This is a genomic window from Shewanella sp. HL-SH5, assembly GCF_051163755.1.
GTDB classification, from domain to species: Bacteria; Pseudomonadota; Gammaproteobacteria; order Enterobacterales; family Shewanellaceae; genus Shewanella; species Shewanella glacialimarina.
The window spans coordinates 2,702,150-2,722,748 of the sequence record NZ_CP195038.1; the positions used below are offsets into that span (position 1 = coordinate 2,702,150).

The 20,599-nt window shown below is 41.4% G+C and carries 17 protein-coding genes; 7 read left to right on the top strand and 10 right to left on the bottom strand.

What is annotated here, in order from left to right:
* Positions 1 to 37: 37 nt before the first annotated feature.
* The 7 genes from rlmM to pomA all read right to left on the bottom strand — a co-directional run bounded on the left by rlmM (position 38) and on the right by pomA (position 7,085).
* Positions 38 to 1,141, bottom strand: a complete 1,104-nt coding sequence (gene rlmM, locus ACRWQM_RS11790; protein ID WP_434928771.1) for a 23S rRNA (cytidine(2498)-2'-O)-methyltransferase RlmM — start codon at positions 1,139 to 1,141, stop codon at positions 38 to 40.
* A 75-nt stretch (positions 1,142 to 1,216) separates the two neighbouring features.
* The gene (locus tag ACRWQM_RS11795) at positions 1,217 to 1,606 is read right to left on the bottom strand and encodes a DUF423 domain-containing protein (protein WP_434930121.1); all 390 of its coding nucleotides are present in this window, start codon (positions 1,604 to 1,606) and stop codon (positions 1,217 to 1,219) included.
* 45 nt (positions 1,607 to 1,651) lie between these two features.
* Positions 1,652 to 2,338, bottom strand: coding sequence for an alpha/beta family hydrolase (locus tag ACRWQM_RS11800; RefSeq protein ID WP_434932033.1), 687 nt, complete (start codon positions 2,336 to 2,338; stop codon positions 1,652 to 1,654).
* A gap of 40 nt (positions 2,339 to 2,378) precedes the next feature.
* Entirely contained in the window at positions 2,379 to 3,290 is a 912-nt protein-coding gene (locus ACRWQM_RS11805) for a transcriptional regulator GcvA (protein ID WP_434928769.1), read from the bottom strand.
* Positions 3,291 to 3,593: 303 nt separating this feature from the next.
* Positions 3,594 to 5,048, bottom strand: a complete 1,455-nt coding sequence (thiI, locus tag ACRWQM_RS11810; RefSeq protein ID WP_434930122.1) for a tRNA uracil 4-sulfurtransferase ThiI — start codon at positions 5,046 to 5,048, stop codon at positions 3,594 to 3,596.
* A 315-nt stretch (positions 5,049 to 5,363) separates the two neighbouring features.
* Entirely contained in the window at positions 5,364 to 6,314 is a 951-nt protein-coding gene (locus ACRWQM_RS11815) for a flagellar motor protein MotB (protein WP_434928767.1), read from the bottom strand.
* A 3-nt stretch (positions 6,315 to 6,317) separates the two neighbouring features.
* Positions 6,318 to 7,085 carry a flagellar motor protein PomA gene (gene pomA, locus ACRWQM_RS11820; RefSeq protein ID WP_434930123.1) on the bottom strand — a complete coding sequence of 256 codons (768 nt, stop codon included), beginning with the start codon at positions 7,083 to 7,085 and terminating at the stop codon, positions 6,318 to 6,320.
* A gap of 237 nt (positions 7,086 to 7,322) precedes the next feature.
* Here pomA and xseB point away from each other — a divergent pair, with 237 nt between their 5' ends.
* Genes xseB through dxs form a run of 3 tightly spaced genes read left to right on the top strand, consistent with a single transcriptional unit; the run spans position 7,323 to position 10,349 of the window.
* Positions 7,323 to 7,553 (top strand): exodeoxyribonuclease VII small subunit, encoded by a 231-nt coding sequence (gene xseB / locus ACRWQM_RS11825; protein WP_226410419.1) that lies wholly within the window; start codon positions 7,323 to 7,325, stop codon positions 7,551 to 7,553.
* A 30-nt stretch (positions 7,554 to 7,583) separates the two neighbouring features.
* Positions 7,584 to 8,465, top strand: coding sequence for a (2E,6E)-farnesyl diphosphate synthase (gene ispA, locus ACRWQM_RS11830; protein ID WP_434928765.1), 882 nt, complete (start codon positions 7,584 to 7,586; stop codon positions 8,463 to 8,465).
* 18 nt (positions 8,466 to 8,483) lie between these two features.
* A complete protein-coding gene (gene dxs / locus ACRWQM_RS11835; protein ID WP_434928764.1) occupies positions 8,484 to 10,349 on the top strand; it encodes a 1-deoxy-D-xylulose-5-phosphate synthase in 1,866 nt (621 codons plus the stop codon).
* Between the two features lie 130 nt (positions 10,350 to 10,479).
* Here the strand turns inward: dxs and grpE are convergent, their stop codons facing one another.
* Entirely contained in the window at positions 10,480 to 11,094 is a 615-nt protein-coding gene (grpE, locus tag ACRWQM_RS11840) for a nucleotide exchange factor GrpE (protein ID WP_226410422.1), read from the bottom strand.
* A 157-nt stretch (positions 11,095 to 11,251) separates the two neighbouring features.
* Between grpE and nadK the strand changes: the two genes are divergently transcribed.
* From nadK to ACRWQM_RS11855, 3 genes are all read left to right on the top strand, one after another.
* The gene (gene nadK, locus ACRWQM_RS11845; protein WP_434928763.1) at positions 11,252 to 12,130 is read left to right on the top strand and encodes an NAD(+) kinase; all 879 of its coding nucleotides are present in this window, start codon (positions 11,252 to 11,254) and stop codon (positions 12,128 to 12,130) included.
* A 364-nt stretch (positions 12,131 to 12,494) separates the two neighbouring features.
* On the top strand, positions 12,495 to 14,150 hold the full coding sequence (locus tag ACRWQM_RS11850) for an L-lactate permease (RefSeq protein ID WP_434930124.1): 1,656 nt from the start codon (positions 12,495 to 12,497) through the stop codon (positions 14,148 to 14,150).
* Positions 14,151 to 14,244: 94 nt separating this feature from the next.
* Positions 14,245 to 17,049 (top strand): FAD-binding and (Fe-S)-binding domain-containing protein, encoded by a 2,805-nt coding sequence (locus ACRWQM_RS11855; protein WP_434930126.1) that lies wholly within the window; start codon positions 14,245 to 14,247, stop codon positions 17,047 to 17,049.
* A 163-nt stretch (positions 17,050 to 17,212) separates the two neighbouring features.
* Here the strand turns inward: ACRWQM_RS11855 and ACRWQM_RS11860 are convergent, their stop codons facing one another.
* Entirely contained in the window at positions 17,213 to 18,271 is a 1,059-nt protein-coding gene (locus tag ACRWQM_RS11860) for a CobW family GTP-binding protein (RefSeq protein WP_434930127.1), read from the bottom strand.
* Between the two features lie 36 nt (positions 18,272 to 18,307).
* Entirely contained in the window at positions 18,308 to 19,615 is a 1,308-nt protein-coding gene (locus tag ACRWQM_RS11865; protein WP_434928759.1) for a DEAD/DEAH box helicase, read from the bottom strand.
* 214 nt (positions 19,616 to 19,829) lie between these two features.
* Here ACRWQM_RS11865 and ACRWQM_RS11870 point away from each other — a divergent pair, with 214 nt between their 5' ends.
* Positions 19,830 to 20,465 carry a peptidylprolyl isomerase gene (locus ACRWQM_RS11870; protein ID WP_434930128.1) on the top strand — a complete coding sequence of 212 codons (636 nt, stop codon included), beginning with the start codon at positions 19,830 to 19,832 and terminating at the stop codon, positions 20,463 to 20,465.
* Positions 20,466 to 20,599: the final 134 nt, after the last annotated feature.

The following is a 20,599-nucleotide window of genomic DNA, read 5'->3' on the forward strand; positions in this document are numbered from 1 at the left end:
TTGTTTTATATAAATCTAACACTGAAAAATGAATAACTTATCTTTCACCCAATACGGCATAATTAACGCCTTTTTCTGGGAATAACCATAAGTGTACCGTCACTTCATCACGGTCATGATAAAGGTGTTTGCATTGCATGCGGTATTCAATGTTATTTTCTTTAAAAATCTCCGCCATAGTATCTAGGATAACTCGCACTTCTTTGTATCGACTTTTCATTGGTAATTTCAGATTGAAAATAGCTTCTTTAAACCATGCATTAATGGCCCAAGCTTCTATCAACTCTGCCACGCGTGAAGGTTTTTCAACCATGTCACATACTAACCAATAAATATTTTTTCTTGGGGGTTCAAATCGAAAGCCATCGGCACGGTAATGCTTAACTTGGCCTGTTTCCATTAACTTTTCATTCATAGGGCCATTATCAACAGCAGCAACCATCATCCCTCGGCGGACTAATTGATAAGTCCAACCACCGGGACATGCGCCCAAATCAACGGCATTTAAGCCACTACGACAGCGCAAATCTTGCTCTTCTCTGGTTAAAAAGGCACTAAAAGCTTCGTCTAGTTTTAAACTAGAGCGACTCGGTGCATCTGCAACCATTTTCAAGCGCGGAATACCCATGAAATGTGGTGAGCTATTATTGCTAAGAGAATAGCCTACATACGCCTTTCCCGGACCAATAAAACACACATGTACAATTGGACGACTTTGGCTTTCTTTGGCCAATAAAATACCAGCTTTTTTCAACCCCTGGCGTAATGGTACAGTGAACTTACGGCAAAATGCCGACAATTCTTTTGCTTCGTTAGTGTCAGGAGTTTCTACCCGTAATTCGCCACAACGAGATATCTCACCTAAGGCTGCAACAATCGGACTCATTCTGTCTTGCTCTGGCAAGTCAATTAGTAACTCGCCAGCGGCAAACATTTGTCGCGTAAAAATTAACGACTGCAATGCTAGTTGCTCGGCTAACTTATCGGCACCATTGTCTTCAAAACATTGATAAATAACATAAGCGTCATTGTTATTAGTTTTAACGAAGCCGCCAATGTTGAGCTCTGCCGCACGTTGTTGAATTTCTGCTGCGCACTCTTTTTCATATCCAGCGCGGCAAAATAAGAATAGGTTTTTCATGTAAAGCCTTAGCAATAGTCGATCTTGGAGCCAAATTTTGTCGGATTATAGCAAGAATATGACGCTATAGCAGATTTAGATTTGATCAGTATTAATGGGTCTACGCCATGCAGCAATCGCAAATAACGCCCAAGCTATGAGTAAACAAAGCCCTCCCATAGGAGTGATAGGACCAATCCATTTAGCCTGGGTTAAAGCATATAAATACAGTGAACCAGAAAACAAGAGTGTGCCTACGATAAAGAAGCCCGCAGACCAATTAAGCCACTTAGTTGACAACCATTGGGCCGCAAAAGCTAAACTCACTAGTGCAAAGGTGTGATAAAACTGATACTCAACCGCTAATTTGAAAATACTAACCATTTCTGCTGAGGCAATATTCTTTAATCCATGGGCGCCAAAAGCCCCTAAAGCAACAGCAATAAAACCACTAATAGCAGCAATAAATAACAAACGATGGTTCATAACGCACCTTGAATTGAGTTAGCGGATTTATCATCCTAAAATGAATTAAGTGACAGACTGAGAGAATTTAACGATTTCTGCCACAGCAAGTTTTAGGTTAGCGTCAAACGTGGTACCTGACGACTTTCTTGGTGTAAAACTATGATCGCCATCAGGAATAGTGACAAACTCAATGCTGTCCCTGAACGTCCATGCCGCTATTTGTTCAGGCAAACCAAATTTATCACGCTCTCCCTGTAGCACTAAGGTTGGCATGTTCGAATCATTAAGGGGTGGTAATCTGGGCTCTCCGCCTTTAATAGGAACAAAGGGATAACCCAGACATATTTGACCAACTACCTGGCCTAATATAGTTTGCGCCTCGACATTATCACAGGTGTGTAAATTTGATGTTAATGTCGCCATCATTCTTGAGCCCATCGACTTACCGATAAACACGACTCGTTTAGCGGTAATAACTCCCTGCTGCTGTTTGTGATAAATATCTTTCAGCACAGATTCAAGATGCGACAGTAGCTTAGGGGGTCTATCAGGTGGTCGCTTCTTGCCATCAAGCATATTGGCCTGCATGTATAAGAAATTAAATCGATATACAGCAAAACCTTGTAATACCAAGAGCTCAGCCAATTGCTGCATAAAAGCATGGTGCATATTAGCGCCTGCGCCATGGGCAAGCACAATTAAACTATCACTTTGATTATCGCCTTCAAGCGAGTAATCGCTTGCTAACAAGCTTGCTGGGCGATCAATATTTAAAGGACTGACAGCTAAGCTATCCTGTGAGTAATTCACTGCGTGACTCCTCTGCAAACATATCCACCATCCATTCACGAAATGCGCTGACTTTGCCTAATTCAGAATGGTTTTGCTGACACACTAAATAGTAAGCATCTTTACTGACTAAGACTTCAGGAAACGGACATACCAGGCGGCCCGCTTTAATATCCGGCCTGGCTAATACGCTGTAGCCTAATGCAACCCCCTGCCCGTGGGCAGCGGCTTGTAACACTAAAGATGAATGACTAAAAATGGGGCCTTGATTGACATTAATATCACTTACCCCGCATTGTCTAAACCAGGCCTGCCAGTCGTGGCGGCTTGAGTCATGTAATAGGGTATGATATTTCAAATCACTTGGGGTACTTAGTGGCTTAGGTCCATTTAATAACAATGGCGAACAAACGGGGATCAATACTTCATTGCGCAGTTTATCCGCTCTAAGCCCTGCCCAATTACCTTGACCATAATAAATTGCCACATCAACATCATCTGTTAACGACCCTGTATCACTGTCTACCGCTTTAATACGCACATCAATATCAGGATTCTTTTCACTAAATTTGGCTAACCGCGGCACCAACCATTGAATCGCAAAACTCGGTGACATACTTACCGTTAACGAGCCCACAGCGCTGCGGGCAAGCAAGCGGTCGGTCGCCTCTCCCAACTGAATGAAAATATCCTTGATGTCAAGAAAGTAGCTCTGACCTTCTTCGGTTAACAGTAATGATCGATTTTTACGTCTAAAAAGCTTTAACCCTAGAAAATCTTCTAATGCTTTAATCTGATGGCTAACCGCAGCCTGAGTAACAAACAACTCCTCTGCAGCCCTAGTAAAACTGAGGTTTCTTGCTGCTGCTTCAAATGCTTTAACTGCATTTAAGGGCGGTAATCGTCTGGCCATGATGATTAATCTCTTATTATTTTAATTAGTTTTTCTAATGATTATCTCTATTTTTTACGGTTTGTAAAGAACAGGTTTTTGATTAGATTAACATATTGAAATAACGTTAGCGGGGAGGATTTTCGAGGTGTATCTCAGCTGAATAATGGAAGGGGAAATTCGCGCTCACGAAACGGTATTAATTAGATTTTTCCATATCGAAGATTATCAGTTAATTGCTATAAACAGTTGCGATAAACAAATGCTATAAAAAAGGCTTGCACCGTTGAAGACACAAGCCTTTATTACAATCAGTTTAACGTTTTATGGACGATAAACTTTTACATTCTGATATCCTTGCTCAATTAAATACAAGGCTTGTAATTTACTCATCACACCGCGGTCACAATATAATAGGTAGGTTTTGCTCTTATCTAAGTCAGCAAATTTTGTTGCCAACTTAAAGAATGGGATTGCTGTAATCTCTACGCCTTCTATTGATAATGGCTTACGCTCTTCTTCTTCAGGTGCACGTACATCAATCACTATTTCGCCAGATGCAATATCTGTTACCGTTTCTGTTTCAGTGATTTGTTGATTCATTTCTGTTTCAATATCTCTAATATCCATCACTTTAGCTGAATAAACGATACGTTCGATAAGATCTTCATCAAACTTTAATTCTTCAGCTTCAATTTTAGATAACACTGCTTTTACCGTCGGTTTTTGAGAGATAACACCGCAGTATTCAGGCATTGTCTTAGCAAAATCCTCTGTGCCAATTAAGCGACTTTGATTGATGATATCCTGTTTGTCCATGGCTATCAGTGGACGCATAATTAACATGTCAGTACAGCGGTCTATCACATTCAAATTGGTCAAGGTTTGGCTAGACACTTGACCTAAACTTTCACCTGTCACCAAACCCTGAATTTTAAATTTCTCGGCAATACGCGCAGCTACACGCATCATCACACGCTTTAAAATAACGCCCATTTGGCCACTATCAATTCGTTCTAAAATTTGTTCTACAACTGGCTCAAACGGCACGGTAATAAAACGCACTTTATGTGACTCACCATAGGTTTTCCATAAATGATAGGCTACTTGTTTAACGCCTATTTCATGCTGTGCGCCACCCAAGTTGAAGAAGCAATAATGGGTACGCGAACCCTTTTTAATAAATTGAAAACTTGATACACCAGAGTCAAACCCACCTGAGATAAGTGATAACACATCCTCTTGGGTTGCCATTGGAAAACCACCTAAGCCTTCAATACGACGCTCAACCAAATAAACTTTATTCCCATCAATTTCAAGATTAACGGTAACATCGGGATTGTTCAGTTTTACGCCCAAGGCATCAGCATGTTGATTTAAGCCACCACCGACATAACGCTCAACATCAATAGAATTAAAATCATGGTTTCCGGTACGTTTTACCCGTACACAAAATGTTTTACCGGCAATTTCATCACGGTACCGGGGTAAGGCTAACTGGTAAATGCTGTCAATAGTATCAAACGGATACTCGCTGACTTGCACCACATGGGCAATACCAGGAATACACGCTAAGCGTTGCCCAAATATGTCCTGCAATTCTGGTTTATCTTCAGGTACCTTGACGATGATCCGATCAAATAAACGTAGCACCTTAGCCTCTTCGTCGACTTTTTTAAGTACATTTCGAATATTCGTTTCTAGCATTTTAGTAAACCGTAATCTTACCGATTTACTTTTCATCATGATTTCAGGGTATAACTTTACAATAAACTTCATAGCGGTTCCGGCAACATTAATTACTGGCTAAACACGGCAATGTACTTAGCCAACATCATAGTTAATGGTTTGAATTAAGAAAATAAGGACTTATTTTTCACGGCAAAAAAATATCGACCCAGCTTACACTGAGTCGAATACATTAATTACCGTACGTAAAAAAGCAGTAATTCTGAGGATTATATCAAATTTTTAGTCGCTTGTAACAACATTATCCGCTTGGGCAAGCATCACGATATATTTATATCACGCTAGATATGGTCCAAAAAAAGCACAATCATTTGATTGCGCTTTAAAGTCAGCCATTTGCGTTTATTAAGGATTTTGGGGCGTCTGCGGATCCTGAGTCACTTTAATTTCATCAGACTCTTTAGGTTTGCCCTGCTCTATGGCTATTTCGACTCGACGATTTCGAGCTCGATTAGTGTTACTGTCATTAGGCACCAGTGGATTATTGGACGCCTCTCCCATCACTTTCATTCGCGTCTCATCAAAGCCAGGTACTTTCATCAACTCATGGGCTACCGCAACAGCTCGCTGACTGGATAAATCCCAATTTGAACTATAAAGTTCATTGCTGATATGGGCGCCATCTGTATGTCCTGACACAGTGATAATGCCTGGGACATCTTTGAGTAACTCACCAATGGATCGCACAATAGGCCTAAACTGGGGCTGAAGAAAGCCTGAACCGGAAGAAAATGAACCCTTTTCTCGAATTCGAATAATAATTTGCTGACCTAAGGATTCTAATTCAATGGCACCATCAACAATTTGTTCATTCAATTGTTCAGCCATTTTTTTAAGTTGTTCATTGATATTATCTTGTGAAGATGCGGCATCTTTTTTAACCGCCTCAGCTTCTTTTTGTGCAGTTGCGCTAGCATTACCCCCACGTTGGGCGCCATTCTGTTTTTGTACTCCGCCAGCACTGTCTTCTTCACCTGCTTGATACTCAATGGTTGGTTGAGTCATTTCATTAGTTTGCTGGTTAATAATTTCAATCGGAGTGGGATCGGGTCGACCTGGACGAAACTCCAGTGCAATAACAGATGTTCCTTTAGGGATGTCTTTGACTTCAACTTTATTTTGTACACCGAAGGCATACTTCATTGAACCTGCAATTTGCTTGAACTTCATTACGTCCATTTCAGAGAACGCTAATAATAATACGAAAAAGCACATCAGCAAAGACATGAGATCAGCAAAGGTTGCTAACCACATGGGCGCGCCGGCAGGTGGACATTCACACTTGGCCTTAGCCATGGGTTACTCCCCGTCCGTTGTATCTATTTTACGTTGTTTTTCAGCAATATAGTTTTTCAAAAAGCCTTCAATTACCCGTGGATTTTGACCGTCTTGAATCGCCAATACCGCATCCATAATCAAATTACGATTCAATAGCTCTTCATTCATCCGCAGTGATAATTTATCCGCCATTGGTATGGCTATCATATTGGCGATTACTGCACCATAAAGTGTGGTTAATAACGCCACCGCCATTGATGGGCCAATTGATTTAGGGTCATCCATATTTGATAACATGGCAACCAAACCAACAAGCGTACCAATCATCCCCATCGCAGGTGCAACATCGCCCATGGCTTTAAAAATATTCACCCCAGACTTATGGCGCTCTTCAGTTAAGGCAATATCCTTCTCTAATGCATTACGTACGACCTCGCCATCATGACCATCAACTAACATATCGACAGCTTTTTGCATAAAAGTGTTACTAATTTGCGCTTCTTCTAACGCTAAAAAGCCCCCTTTACGGGCAGCATCGGCCATATTAACTGATTGCTCAATGAGGTCTTCTGGTTTATCAATTTTAAACATAAAGGCTTTTAAGCCAATCTTAATCGCACCTAAAAATTGTTTTAGGTTAAACTTCATCATCACCACAAATAAAGAGCCGGCAACAACAATCAAAATTGACGGTACGTCGATAAATAGGCCAATACCACCACTGGTCACCATAGCGCCAATGATAAATGCAAAAGCACCAATAATTCCTATCAGGGTTGCTAAATCCACAACGTCTCCTCAAATGCAGTAAAGTCTGCATGAATATGCTAATGCTAAAATCGTTAAACTTAAACATCATCTTACTATGTTATCGGTCAAAATCATTTCTAGTTTAGCTCGAATTTCAACTTTCTAAACAAATTTCAGTAACAAAGCGTGCTATTGAGCAAATATCCAGCGTCTGTATTTGACCCAAAAGCTCGGCTGATATACCTTGTCACACGCTGAACAAGAGGAAATATCAACGTGGCAAAAAAACCTGAAAATCTCAGTTTTGAGCAATCTTTAAATGAACTTGAAACTATTGTAGCCAGTTTAGAGCAAGGTGAAGTCTCCCTTGATGATGCATTAAAGCAGTTTGAACGAGGCATCAACCTCGTACGCCAAAGTCAGGCAAAACTTGAACAAGCACAACAGAAAGTATCCATTTTATTAGATGATAAAGACACCTTAACCCCATTAGAAATTGAACAATAAACTGGTTTTACAGCATGTTGAGGTATTACAGTGCTAACTGATGCAATAAAGACTTATCAACAAAGAGTTGATCAAGTATTAAGCCAAAAATTAACTGACCTTGATAACGCTGCACCAAAATTAAAAGCGGCCATGACCCATGGTGCGTTATTAGGTGGTAAGCGTATCAGACCTTTTTTGGTTTACAGTATAGGACAAATGTTAAATGTCCCGCTAAAGGTATTAGATAATTTAGCCGCTGCCATTGAATGTATTCATGCATATTCGCTTATCCATGATGACTTACCAGCAATGGATAATGATAGTCTTCGCCGTGGCCAACCTACTGTTCATATTGCTTTTGATGAAGCCAGCGCAATATTAGCAGGTGACGCATTACAAACTCTGGCATTCGATATTATCAGTGAGCCTATTGAGGGTTTAATGCCCGCTCAGCAACTAGCCATTGTTAAATCATTGGCAAAAGCCTCTGGTTATCAGGGGATGTGTGGTGGTCAGGCAATTGATCTTAGCGCCACAAATCAGCGTATTGAAATGGCGAGATTAACTGAGCTTCATAACAAAAAAACGGGTGCATTAATCTGCTGCGCAGTAGAAATGGCGTTGATTGCAGCCAATGCCCCCGATAATGAACATCAAGCCTTAATGGTTTACGCTGGTAAAATAGGTTTAGCCTTTCAAGTGCAAGACGATATATTAGATATCGTTGCTAGCACCGAAGAGTTAGGTAAACCACAAGGCAGTGACGAGCAATCAAATAAAAGTACCTTTCCTAAATTACTCGGTTTAGAAGGTGCCAAGCAGACATCACAGCAACTTGTTGATGATGCTCTATCAGAACTGACTAAATTGCCATACAATAGTCAGTTAATTGCAGACTTTGCCCGGTATATTATCGTGCGAAGAATATAATAAGACAGATATCTCACTATGAGTTTCGATAATTCTCAATATCCTGTGTTAGCAAAAGCTAACACCCCAGAAGAACTTAGACAGCTACCTCAGAGTTTATTGCCGCAGGTATCAGATGAGCTGCGCCAGTTTCTGTTGCAGTCGGTAGGTATGTCTAGCGGTCATTTTGCTTCTGGCTTAGGCACGGTTGAATTAACCGTAGCGCTTCATTATGTGTACGATACGCCTTTTGACCAATTGGTTTGGGATGTTGGCCATCAAGCTTATCCTCACAAAATTTTAACTGACCGCCGTAACCGCATGCACACTATTCGCCAAAAAAACGGTTTGCATCCTTTTCCATGGCGTGAAGAAAGTCATTACGATACCTTTAGTGTCGGTCATTCTGGTACCTCTGTCAGTGCAGCTTTAGGCATGGCAATTGCCGCCGAAAAAGAAAATAAAGGCCGTAAAGTTGTTGCTGTTATTGGTGATGGCGCAATGACAGGTGGTATGGTATTTGAAGCTTTAAATCATGCCGGTGACTTACGCAACGATATGTTAGTCGTGCTGAATGATAATGAAATGTCGATTTCAGAAAATGTTGGCGCACTTAATAATCACCTTGCTCAACTTATGTCTGGCCGCTTTTACACGACTATCCGTGAAAGCAGTAAAAAAGTGCTTAAAGGCATGCCTGCTATTAAGGAAATAGCTAAGAGAACAGAAGAGCACCTAAAAGGCATGGTGGTTCCCGGGACTTTGTTTGAAGAACTAGGCTTTAATTACATCGGCCCTATTGATGGCCATGATGTTGATGCCTTAGTTGAAACCATGCGCAATATGCGTAGCCTAAAAGGGCCACAGATCCTGCACATCATGACTAAAAAAGGTCGTGGATATGAACCAGCAGAAAAAGATCCTATTGGCTGGCACGCAGTGCCTAAGTTTGATCCTAGCCAGTTTAAAAAACCTGCGACTAAACCAGGTTTGCCGACATTTTCACAGGTGTTTGGTAAATGGCTATGTGATGTTGCTGAGCTTGACGATAAAGTGATGGGAATTACCCCTGCTATGCGTGAAGGTTCAGGCATGGTTGAGTTTTCACAACGTTTCCCTAAACAGTATTTTGATGCTGCTATTGCTGAGCAGCACGCAGTAACCTTAAGTGCTGGTATGGCAACCCAAGGCTTAAAGCCCGTTGTAGCCATATACTCTACCTTCTTACAACGTGGTTATGATCAACTCATTCACGATGTCGCATTACAACGCTTACCAGTGTTATTTGCCATTGACCGTGGTGGTATTGTCGGCGCAGATGGTCCGACCCATCAAGGCGCGTTTGATTTAAGCTTTATGCGTTGTATTCCCAACATGATAATCATGACCCCTTCTGATGAAAATGAATGTCGTCAGATGCTGTACACCGGCTATTGCTATCAGGACGGTCCTACTGCGGTGCGTTACCCAAGAGGTTGTGCAACAGGTGCTGAACAAGTTGAAGAAATGACCCAATTGCCTATCGGCAAAGGCGTAATGAAGCGCCACGGCAAAAAAATTGCTATCGTTAATTTTGGTACAACATTAGAAGCCGCCTTAATTGCTGCTGAAACATTAGATGCTTCAGTTGCCGATATGCGCTTTGTGAAACCGTTAGATATTGAGCTACTGACAGAACTGGCAAACAACCATGATGTGATTGTCACAGTTGAAGAGAACGCGATAATGGGCGGCGCAGGTAGTGGCGTGATGGAAGCGTTACAACAACTTAAAATCATTATGCCTGTGCTTCAAATAGGTCTACCGGATGAGTTTATTAAACACGGCGCTCCAGATGAAATTATCAGTGAACTGAAATTAGATACCAAAGGTATTGAGCAGCAGATTAGAGACTATTTAGCTTAGTTGATATCAACGTAGCTAAAATAACTTCTTAATCTAAACCAACTAAAAAAACGCATAAAAAAAGGGCTGAATTATCAGCCCTTTTTAATCGATTACTTTTGGAAAGGTTGAAGGCTACCGTTCTAAGTGATTATGCTTGAGTATCTACACCTGGACCGCCTTGCGATACCATCACCATAGCTGGACGTAATAAACGGTCATTTAAAATATAACCTTTTTGCATCACTAACATCACGGTGTTCTCTGGATACTCTGCACTTGGCTGCATACCAATAGCTTGGTGATGTGCAGGATTAAACGTCTCGCCTAATGGGCTAAGCTGTACCACGCCAAATTTCTCAACTGTACTTAAGAAACCTTTCATGGTTAATTCAACACCTTCATAAATCGCTTTAGTGGCCTCATCAGCTGGCGAGGTACCTTGTAACGCTCTATCCATGTTGTCGATAACCGGTAAAAGCTCATTAGCAAATTTTTCTAAGGCAAACTTACGCGCTTGTTCTACATCTTTTGCAGTACGTGTACGAATATTTTGTATCTCAGCTGCCGCACGCACTTCAACTTCTTTGCGATCAGCGAGTGCTGCTTCAGACTCTGCTAATAGCTGCTCTAATTCTTCAATGCGGAAGTTAGCCTGGGTTAACTCATCCATTAAGCTTGCTTCACCAGCTTCAATGACGGTACCTTCTTCCACTTGATCTTGGGTATCGATATCTTGTGGATCGTAGTTTGACTCGTTGCTCATTTTCACTCCAGCTAAAAAATGCGATATTTTCGAAAATCTGACAGAAACATGTCAGAAGAAGATTAATTATCATGCTTCTGACACTTTTAATTAGTTTGGGTATATTATGGGGATCAATTTCAGCGTTTCAAGGCTTTTAAGCCCAACAAATATCAATATGAGCAAAAAGTTTAATACTATCGGCCTTATCGGTAAGCCGCATCATCATGGCACAAACTTAACCTTGAAGCGTTTGCATCATTGGTTATCAGTGCAAGGCTACCAAGTTATTGTTGAGTCCCGTGTCTCAGCAGAACTGGGTAATGATATTTCATCCATGGACTTACTCGAGATGGGGGCACATTGTGATCTCGCCATTGTGGTCGGCGGTGATGGAAATATGCTAGGTGCAGCAAGGGTGTTAGCCCGTTTTGATGTTGCTGTCATTGGCGTTAACCGGGGTAATTTAGGGTTCTTAACCGATTTGCCTCCAGATAATTTTGAAGATACCTTGTCTGATGTACTTGATGGTGAATTTGAAACTGAATACCGCTTTTTATTAGAAGCTGAAGTACATCGCCATGGCAAAATAACCTCAAGTAATACTGCGGTTAATGAAGCGGTATTACACCCTGGTAAAATTGCTCACATGATCCAATTCGAAGTCTACATAGACGAGCAGTTTATGTACAGCCAACGCGCGGATGGCATGATTGTATCAACACCAACAGGGTCTACTGCTTATTCATTGTCAGCAGGTGGTGCTATTTTAACGCCTAATTTACAAGCACTCATTCTAGTGCCTATGTTTCCCCACACCCTTTCTTGTCGCCCTATTGTGGTTGATGCTTGTAGCACGATCAAATTAGTAGTGTCACCTGAGAATGGTGAAAATCTTGAAGTCAGTTGTGACGGCCACGTTCACTTAGCCGTGTTGCCTGGTGATGAAATTATTATTCGCCGCTCAAGTGAACAATTAAGACTAATCCATCCTAAAGGCCATAATTACTTCCACGTATTGCGCAATAAACTGGGCTGGGGCAGCAAGCTGTTTTAATCACTTAATGCTCACGCTCGATCTCTTCAACTTCCTATCAAGGTGATATATAGCGTTTTTTATCACCTTGAATGCTCATCTCGTGAGTGAGTTCACATTCATAATCGCTAATATTAAGTAAAATCATCCTTCATTCGCTGAACACTTAAACGGTGATATTAATCACATACTTAAATGAGTGAAATCGATCTATGTCCCAATGTTTGGATGGTTTGTAATAGTTACGTTTTAAAATGATCTTGATCAAGTATTAAAGTCACAAAATACAGTCTATTACATCTACCTTTTGTTACATCGAAGTAATAGAAATATAACAAACAAAAATAAGACCTAAACTAACAACCTTACAAATAAAGAGGTGTGCATGACTACGTTACAGCTAATCGCTAGCTTAACGCCCATTATCAGCGTTATGGTGTTCCTTGTTTTACTTAAGCTCCCTGCGTCTAAAGCTATGCCCATTTCAATGGTCGCGACAGGATTAGCGGCTATCTTCATTTGGCAAATGGACACTAGAATACTCGCAGCTTCGATTGTAGAAGGATTATTATCAGCCCTCACTCCTCTCACCATTATTTTTGGCGCAGTGTTTTTACTCAATACGCTTAAATATTCTGGCGCCATGGACACTATTCGAGCCGGCTTTACCAGTATCAGTGCAGATGCGCGAGTACAGGTTATTATTATCTGTTGGCTATTTGGCTCGTTCATTGAAGGTTCGGCTGGTTTTGGTACACCCGCAGCCATTGGCGCACCATTACTAGTTTTATTAGGTGTGCCGCCTATTGCGGCCGCTGTAGTGGCATTAATTGCCGACTCGACCTCGGTATCATTTGGCGCAATTGGTTTGCCTGTATTATTTGGTATGGAACAAGGTCTAATACAAAATGGCGTGTCCATGGCAACCGAACAAATTACAGCCCATGGCGGTAACTTTGCTAATTATGCTCAGTTTATTGCCATGCACATTATCACTATTGATTTAATTACGGGCTCATTAATTCCCTTAGTGGTTGTCTGTGTGTTAACTGGCTTTTTTGGTAAGAACAAATCATTTAAAGAAGGGTTACAAATCTGGAAATTTGCACTGCTAGCAGGTTTCGCTTTCACCATTCCGGCATGGTTAATTAATTACCTTGCCGGTCCTGAATTCCCCTCGGTTATTGGTGCGTTAATTGGCATGGCAGTGGTTATTCCGGTCGCTCAAAAAGGCTGGTTACTTCCAATAACGCCCTGGAATGACTTTGCAGACAATGAGCAACTATCACAGGATATCACCACTGAAGATAAGCCTGTAGAAGCTAGGTTTTCGCAAATTGCAGCCTGGTCGCCATATATTATTATGGCCGCATTGTTAGTGCTTTCCAGAATAGTAACCCCATTTAAAACTTGGTTAACAGGATTCAATATCAGCTGGACGGGGTTGTTAGGTACCGAGCTAAAAGCCAGCTTTGCCACATTTTATGCGCCGGGGATTTTCTTTATTCTAGTGTGTGTTGTAGGATTTATATTATTCAGAATGAAACCAAAAGCCATTAAACAATCTATCACGGTATCTTGCGGCTCAATGTTACCCACCATCATCTCACTCGGCGCATCTGTGCCTATGGTTAAAATATTCTTAAACTCAGGTGCAAACTCTGCAGGCCTGCAATCTATGCCGGTAGCATTAGCAGATTTACTTGCCAATACTATGGGCTCAGTTTGGGCTTGGGTATCGCCCATTGTTGGTATATTTGGTGCATTTCTTTCCGGTTCAGCCACTTTCTCCAACATGATGTTTTCAGGCTTACAGTACTCTGTTGCCGATAATATTGGAATGAGCCATGCGCTGGCCTTAGCACTGCAAGGCATTGGTGCTAATGCAGGTAACATGATGTGTGTGATGAACGTTGTTGCAGCGGCAACCGTGGTGGGAATGGCAGGACGTGAGTCTGAAATTATTCGTAAAACAATGCCTATAGCATTAGGTTATGCGCTTGTTGCTGGCACCATTGCTGTCATTTGGGGTGGTTTCTAAGCTTAATGACCTGTTCTCAATGTCGCAAGTCACTGAAGTTTACTGTTGATGGTTTATTACTGTGATTTGCTGCTGAATTAATAAGAGAAATATTATGACGATTGATTATCAAACCATCATGCAAGAGTTAACGCTACAACTAGGCGAAAAAGCGGTCAGCAATGACCCGACTCGTCGCTTTGCGTGGTCTACAGATGCTAGTTATTTTCGTATCGTACCTGAAATCGTTGTTCATGCTAATGAACTTGAACAAGTTAAAATAACCCTTAAAATTGCACGCAAACATAATGCACCAGTTACCTACAGGGCAGCAGGCACCAGCTTATCAGGCCAAGCAATTGGTGAAGGTATTTTATTAATACTCGGCCATGACGGCTTTCGCACCATTAATATCAGTGCAGATAGAAGTCAAATAACCTTAGGTTGCGCGGTTATAGGTGCAGATGCGAATGCGGCATTAAAATCATTTAACAAAAAAATTGGTCCTGACCCTGCCACTCTTGCGGCGGCTAAAATTGGTGGTATTGTATCCAATAACGCTTCTGGGATGTGTTGTGGAACCGCTCAAAATAGTTATCAAACGATTGCGTCAGTGAAATTATTGTTTGCAGATGGAACCGAATTAGACACGGGTTGTGAACAATCTAAATCTGCATTCGCACTAAGTCATCCAGGTATATTAGAAGCTTTATCATCTTTAGCTAAAATGACCCAAAATAATTCGGCTTTGGCTGCGCGAATTCGTAAAAAGTTCTCGATTAAAAATACCACTGGATACAGCATCAATGCGCTAGTCGACTTTAATGACCCTTTTGATTTAATCAACCACCTCATTGTGGGTGCAGAAGGAACATTAGCCTTTGTCAACGAAGTGACTTATCACACAGTAGAAGAAGCCCTTTTTAAAGCTTCTGCTATGGCCGTGTTTTTCAGCATGGAAGATGCTGCAAGTGCCGTTCCACCGATGAAGGGGGACAGCGTAGCTGCGGTTGAATTACTCGACTGGGCATCGATTAAATCTGTTATGGGTAAGCCTGGTATGCCTACCTGGTTAAATCAATTACCTCAAGGCGCGGCGATATTATTAATTGAGTGCCGAGCAAACAATAAAACAACATTAGCCCAATATACCCAAGATGTGATTAACAAAATTGCCCATATTGAAACAGAACGCCCGATTGAATTCAGCAACGATCCTGCTGTATTTGGTCAATACTGGGCTATGCGTTCAGGTTTGTTCCCTATTCTTGGTGGCGCACGCCCTAAAGGAACCTCCGTTATTATTGAAGATGTAGCCTTTGAACTTGAGCATCTTGCTGCCGCCGCGGCCGATCTAACGGCTTTATTTCATAAACACGGTTACCCTGAAGGGGTTATTTATGGTCATGCATTAGCGGGCAACTTCCATTTTATTATCACCCCCACCTTTTCATCTGAAACAGACACGCGCAACTTCCATGCATTTATGCAGGATGTCGCGGATATGGTGATCAATAAGTATGATGGTTCAATGAAGGCGGAACATGGTACTGGCCGTGCCGTCGCCCCTTTTGTTGAAATGGAATGGGGCGCTGATGCTTACACCATAATGAAGCAGATTAAACACATTTTTGATCCTCAAGGATTACTCAATCCTGGGGTGATTTTAAATGATGACGCTGAAATCCATGTCAAAAATATCAAACCTTGCCCTGTGGTTGATGATTTTATTGATAAATGTATTGAATGTGGATTTTGTGAAAAAACCTGCCCAACATCAGCGCTTAATTTTTCACCCCGCCAACGTATCGCCGTACTGCGTGAAATAGAAAGATTAACCGAATCCGGTGACAAACAAGCGGCTGATAAAATGCGCGCTAGCGCTAAGTACGATGTAATTGATACCTGTGCTGCTTGTCAGTTATGTACTATTGCCTGCCCTGTTGACAGCAGTATGGGGCAACTGGTGCGTAAACTGCGTACTCCTTATATCAGTACCACTGAACAAAAAGTATTAGATTTTCAAGCCAAACACTATGGCGCTGTGAATACCGTTATCAGCACAGGCTTTAATCTATTAGGCACTATTCATAAACTGACGGGTGATAGTGTTACCAACTCATTGATGAATGTCGGCCGCATGATCAGCAAAGAAGTGCCCTACTGGAATCCTGACTTCCCTAAAGGCGGCAATGTTGCTAAACCGTCAGCCCACATAATTGGTCAGCCAACTGTGGTTTACTTCCCAGCTTGTGGTGGGCGTACATTTGGCCCTACGCCAAAAGATCCTGACAGCCGCACCTTATCGGAAGTGGTTATGACTTTACTTGAACGAGCAGGCTATAACGTTGTTACGCCAAATAACACGCGTGAATTGTGTTGCGGCCAAATGTGGGAATCAAAGGGTGATTTCAAAAATGCTGACACTAAACGAGATGAGTTAATTGACTCCCTCAGCAAGCTCAGTGAGAACGGTAAAGTTCCTGTAGTGGTTGATGCATTATCTTGTACATATCGCACGCTCACGGGTAACCCCAAAGTCGATATTTTAGATCTTGTGCAGTTTATGCATGACAATATTTTACCTAAAGTGACTATCACTAAAAAAGCCAGTATTACGCTACACCAGGGCTGTAGTGCGCGTAAAATGAAACTTGAGCCTACCCTCCAGGCAATTGCTAATGCCTGTGCTCAGGATGTGATAGCACCGGCTGGCATTACCTGTTGTGGCTATGCGGGTGAAAAAGGGTTATATAAGCCTGAAATTAACGCCAGTGCATTGCGTAATATCAAAAAGCTTATTCCTACTGAAGTTAAACAAGGCTACTACGCCAACAGAATGTGTGAAGTGGGGTTAACTCAACACAGTGGTATTTCGTATCGTCATTTAGCGTATTTACTTGAAGAGTGTAGCCGTTAGTTTCTATCACAACAGTTACGATACTCTTTATATGTTTACATAAAATAGGCCCGTCTGATGACGGGCCTATTTTTTAGCGACATAATTGTAAAATCGAATAATGAAATAGATAAGTTAAATAATGCTAGGCGCCGTAAAATATAAATAAAGCGACTCATAATCGTTAACCACAACAGGCCAGTAAACCTAGCTGTAATGCTTGGGCATCTAATGAAGTTGTGGCAATAATCTCTAATCGTGAATCGTTCACATCATCCAGTTCAGATAAATTCAACTGCGCATCGACCATATTGACCCCAAGAATACCTTCTCCGGTAATCATTACCGCTTTAAGGCGAAGTATTTCAGGTCGTTTAAATGTGTCAATCCAGGCCATTAATAAATCAAAATCAAATATTACGCTTGGGCTAATTAACCAACCCACACTGAAGCACCCTTCACCTTGGTTGATTTTACACACCACTTCACCCTCATTTAAAGCAGGTAGAGCGATCTCTTCAACTTGATTAAACCATAAAGTTGATTTTGCAGATAAGCCACTGTTTAACAAAGCATGTTGTGGCTTAATCTGTTTAATCGGCTTAATGGCTTTTTTATGGGGCTTATGCAAACTTTTTAGCAAAGTGTCAATAAGTTGAGGTGAGCTAAAATGATCGGCTGCGGTAACAACATTAGGATTAATTTTCAGCTCGTCAAAATAGGCGGTTAACGCTTTAATATCAGATGATTGGTACAGTTCACTTTTACTGGCAACGATGACATCTGCTATTAACAATTGCTGAATATATATTTCATGCTGACGATAACGGTTATCGACAATTTTGCGAGCGTCAACCAAACATAAACAAGCCTGCAGATGAATAACTTGTTGGTAATGTGGCTCACTCAAAGTGTTAATAATTTGCTGCGGGTGACCAATGCCGGTAGGTTCAATTAGTAACCTATCGGGTTTTGCCCGCTGAATAATTTGATTTATTGCCACTTGTATTGGTATGCCAGCGGCGCAACATAAACAGCCACCAGCAACCTCTTTAATCACCACACCATCTGTTGGCGAGCGATTAATTAACCCCGCATCAATACCAATTTCACCGAACTCATTGACCAGTACAGCCCAAACCTCGTTAGCTGGTTTATGCTTAAGTAACTGTTTAATTAGGCTGGTTTTACCTACGCCTAGAAAGCCGGTAATCACATTGGTATTGACGGGTTTTATGATCATATTTTGCTTATACTTCAGTTGTTTTTATTAACTCAGTTATTTCTTCTTACTGTATTTTCCATGGCGTTGTGGCTTAGCTGAGTCTTTATCAAATTGGCCTGAACGGTTATTACGATTTGGACGAGCATGCTTTTTAACTTGTTTTGTTTTGGTCGGATCTGACGCTAATTCACGATACCGAGCAGGAAGCGGCGCACCTTGCTCGTAGCCAGCAATGCTTGTTAATAGTAAAGGTTGTTGAATAACCGCCTCAATAGCCTCAAGGCATTCCTGCTCTTGCGGGCTCACTAGCGAAATGGCCTCGCCAGCTAAACCGGCACGACCAGTACGGCCTATTCGGTGAACATAATCTTCAGGCTCTTCAGGTAGTTCAAAGTTAATCACCCGCGGTAAGGCTTGTATGTCTAACCCTCGGGCGGCTAAATCGGTTGCCACTAATACACGTAACTTACCAGACTTAAACTCTTCAAGGGCTTTATTACGTGCACCTTGAGATTTATCACCATGAAATACGGCACTTTTAATGCCGTCTAATGACAATTCTTTTTGGAGATGATCAGCGGTTTCTTTACGGCTGGTAAACACCATCACTTGCTGCCAATTATGCTTGCCGATAAGTTCCGATAATAATTCTGCCTTTCGGCGTTGATCGACTTGATAGGCCAGCTGAGTGACTGTGGCAGCTGTCGTTGTGGTTGCCACATTAATGTGCTCAGGTGAAATAAGCATATCATCGGCTAACAATTTAATTTCATCAGAAAAAGTCGCTGAAAACATCATCGTCTGGTGATCGCGATTAATAAGCCGCTTCACTTTTTCAATGTCTTTAACAAAACCTAAATCAAGCATACGGTCAGCTTCATCAATGACTAAATATTTTACCGATGCAAGCGATAAGTCATGCTGACCGACAATATCAAAAAGACGGCCTGGGGTAGCCACTAAAATATTTACCCCTTGGCTTATTGCTGTGAGCTGCGGGCGAATACTGGCACCACCATAAACAGCGACACTTTTAATTGGCAAAAACTGACTAAATTGTACAATATTCTGTTCAATTTGAATCGCGAGTTCACGCGTTGGCGTCATGATTAATACCGTAAGCGGATTAGCATCTAAGCCATCTTCATTGTCAAAGCTATCATCTGCTGAGGTGATCATTTCAATTAACGGTAATGCAAATGCCGCTGTCTTACCTGTACCTGTTTCAGCATTCGCCAGAATATCTTTACCTGCCTGGATTTTGGGGATCACCGCCAGTTGAATTGGCGTAGGGGTCACATAACCAATAGCGGTCAGTGCTCGTTGAATTTCAGGCTTTAATCCTAGCGATAAAAAAGACATAACAGGCTCTATAGAGTAAAAGAATTAGCAATCGCACATTATATACTGGATTGACCCGAAAACTTATAAAAAACGGTAATTTCACTAAGGTTTGTCGATCATAATTCAAACATATCGAGTAACATTTTGTATCAATCAGACAATTTTTGGTTGATACAATGGCCTAAAACAGCAACTATGTCGCAAAACTTATAACAACTTTATAAAGGAATATATGAAAGCTTATTTATTTGCAGCAGCTTTAATCAGTTTAACCGCCTGTGGTGGTTCAGACTCATCACCACAAACGCCAACGCCCCCACCAACTCCAACTCCGACTCCTTCGCCTGAGTTAGTGATTAATGTGTGTTATTTGGTAGACACCACCATGGGCGAATTCACCTTAGGAATTGATAACACTAACATGCCTATTACTGCTGCTAACTTTAGCCGTTATGTTGACGAAAAATTTTATGATGGCACTCTATTTCATCGTATTGCCAATAACTTTGTAAACCAAGGTGGTGGTTTTACCCCCGGCATGAATGTAAAGTCGACTTATGACCCAATAAAAAATGAATCGAGTGTTGGGCTTAAAAATGATCGCGGCACTATAGCGATGGCACGCACCCAAGTATTAGATTCAGCTACCAGTCAGTTCTTTATTAACATTCATGATAACGATAACTTAAACTACCCTAGCCAGGGCGGTTATGCGGCATTTGGCAAGGTAGTAGAAGGCATGGAGGTAGTTGATATTATGAATGCGGTTAATACTCAATCAGTACAAAAAGATGGTGTCACCTTTACCAATGTCCCTGTAGAGGAAATTATCGTTAATTCAATCAGTGAAACAAACTGTCCAGGGTAATACTCAATTCACCTGGCTACTTACTTATTTACTTTCGGTTAATCGTAAAAGTAGCCTCTCCCCTTGGTAATATCGCTATTCAAACTTCAATGAATAGCGATATATTTTGCCTTTTAATCAGTAAACACGGTTAA

Bases quoted from the DNA above. Each gene is read 5' to 3' on its own strand.
- rlmM (WP_434928771.1), bottom strand. From the start codon at position 1,141: ATGAAAAACCTATTCTTATTTTGCCGCGCTGGATATGAAAAAGAGTGC.
- nadK (WP_434928763.1), top strand. From the start codon at position 11,252: ATGAGCAAAAAGTTTAATACTATCGGCCTTATCGGTAAGCCGCATCAT.
- ACRWQM_RS11870 (WP_434930128.1), top strand. From the start codon at position 19,830: ATGAAAGCTTATTTATTTGCAGCAGCTTTAATCAGTTTAACCGCCTGT.
- ACRWQM_RS11860 (WP_434930127.1), bottom strand. From the start codon at position 18,271: ATGATCATAAAACCCGTCAATACCAATGTGATTACCGGCTTTCTAGGC.
- ACRWQM_RS11815 (WP_434928767.1), bottom strand. From the start codon at position 6,314: ATGGCTAAGGCCAAGTGTGAATGTCCACCTGCCGGCGCGCCCATGTGG.
- ACRWQM_RS11855 (WP_434930126.1), top strand. From the start codon at position 14,245: ATGACGATTGATTATCAAACCATCATGCAAGAGTTAACGCTACAACTA.
- ACRWQM_RS11805 (WP_434928769.1), bottom strand. From the start codon at position 3,290: ATGGCCAGACGATTACCGCCCTTAAATGCAGTTAAAGCATTTGAAGCA.
- ACRWQM_RS11795 (WP_434930121.1), bottom strand. From the start codon at position 1,606: ATGAACCATCGTTTGTTATTTATTGCTGCTATTAGTGGTTTTATTGCT.
- grpE (WP_226410422.1), bottom strand. From the start codon at position 11,094: ATGAGCAACGAGTCAAACTACGATCCACAAGATATCGATACCCAAGAT.
- ACRWQM_RS11865 (WP_434928759.1), bottom strand. From the start codon at position 19,615: ATGTCTTTTTTATCGCTAGGATTAAAGCCTGAAATTCAACGAGCACTG.
- ACRWQM_RS11850 (WP_434930124.1), top strand. From the start codon at position 12,495: ATGACTACGTTACAGCTAATCGCTAGCTTAACGCCCATTATCAGCGTT.
- dxs (WP_434928764.1), top strand. From the start codon at position 8,484: ATGAGTTTCGATAATTCTCAATATCCTGTGTTAGCAAAAGCTAACACC.
- thiI (WP_434930122.1), bottom strand. From the start codon at position 5,048: ATGAAGTTTATTGTAAAGTTATACCCTGAAATCATGATGAAAAGTAAA.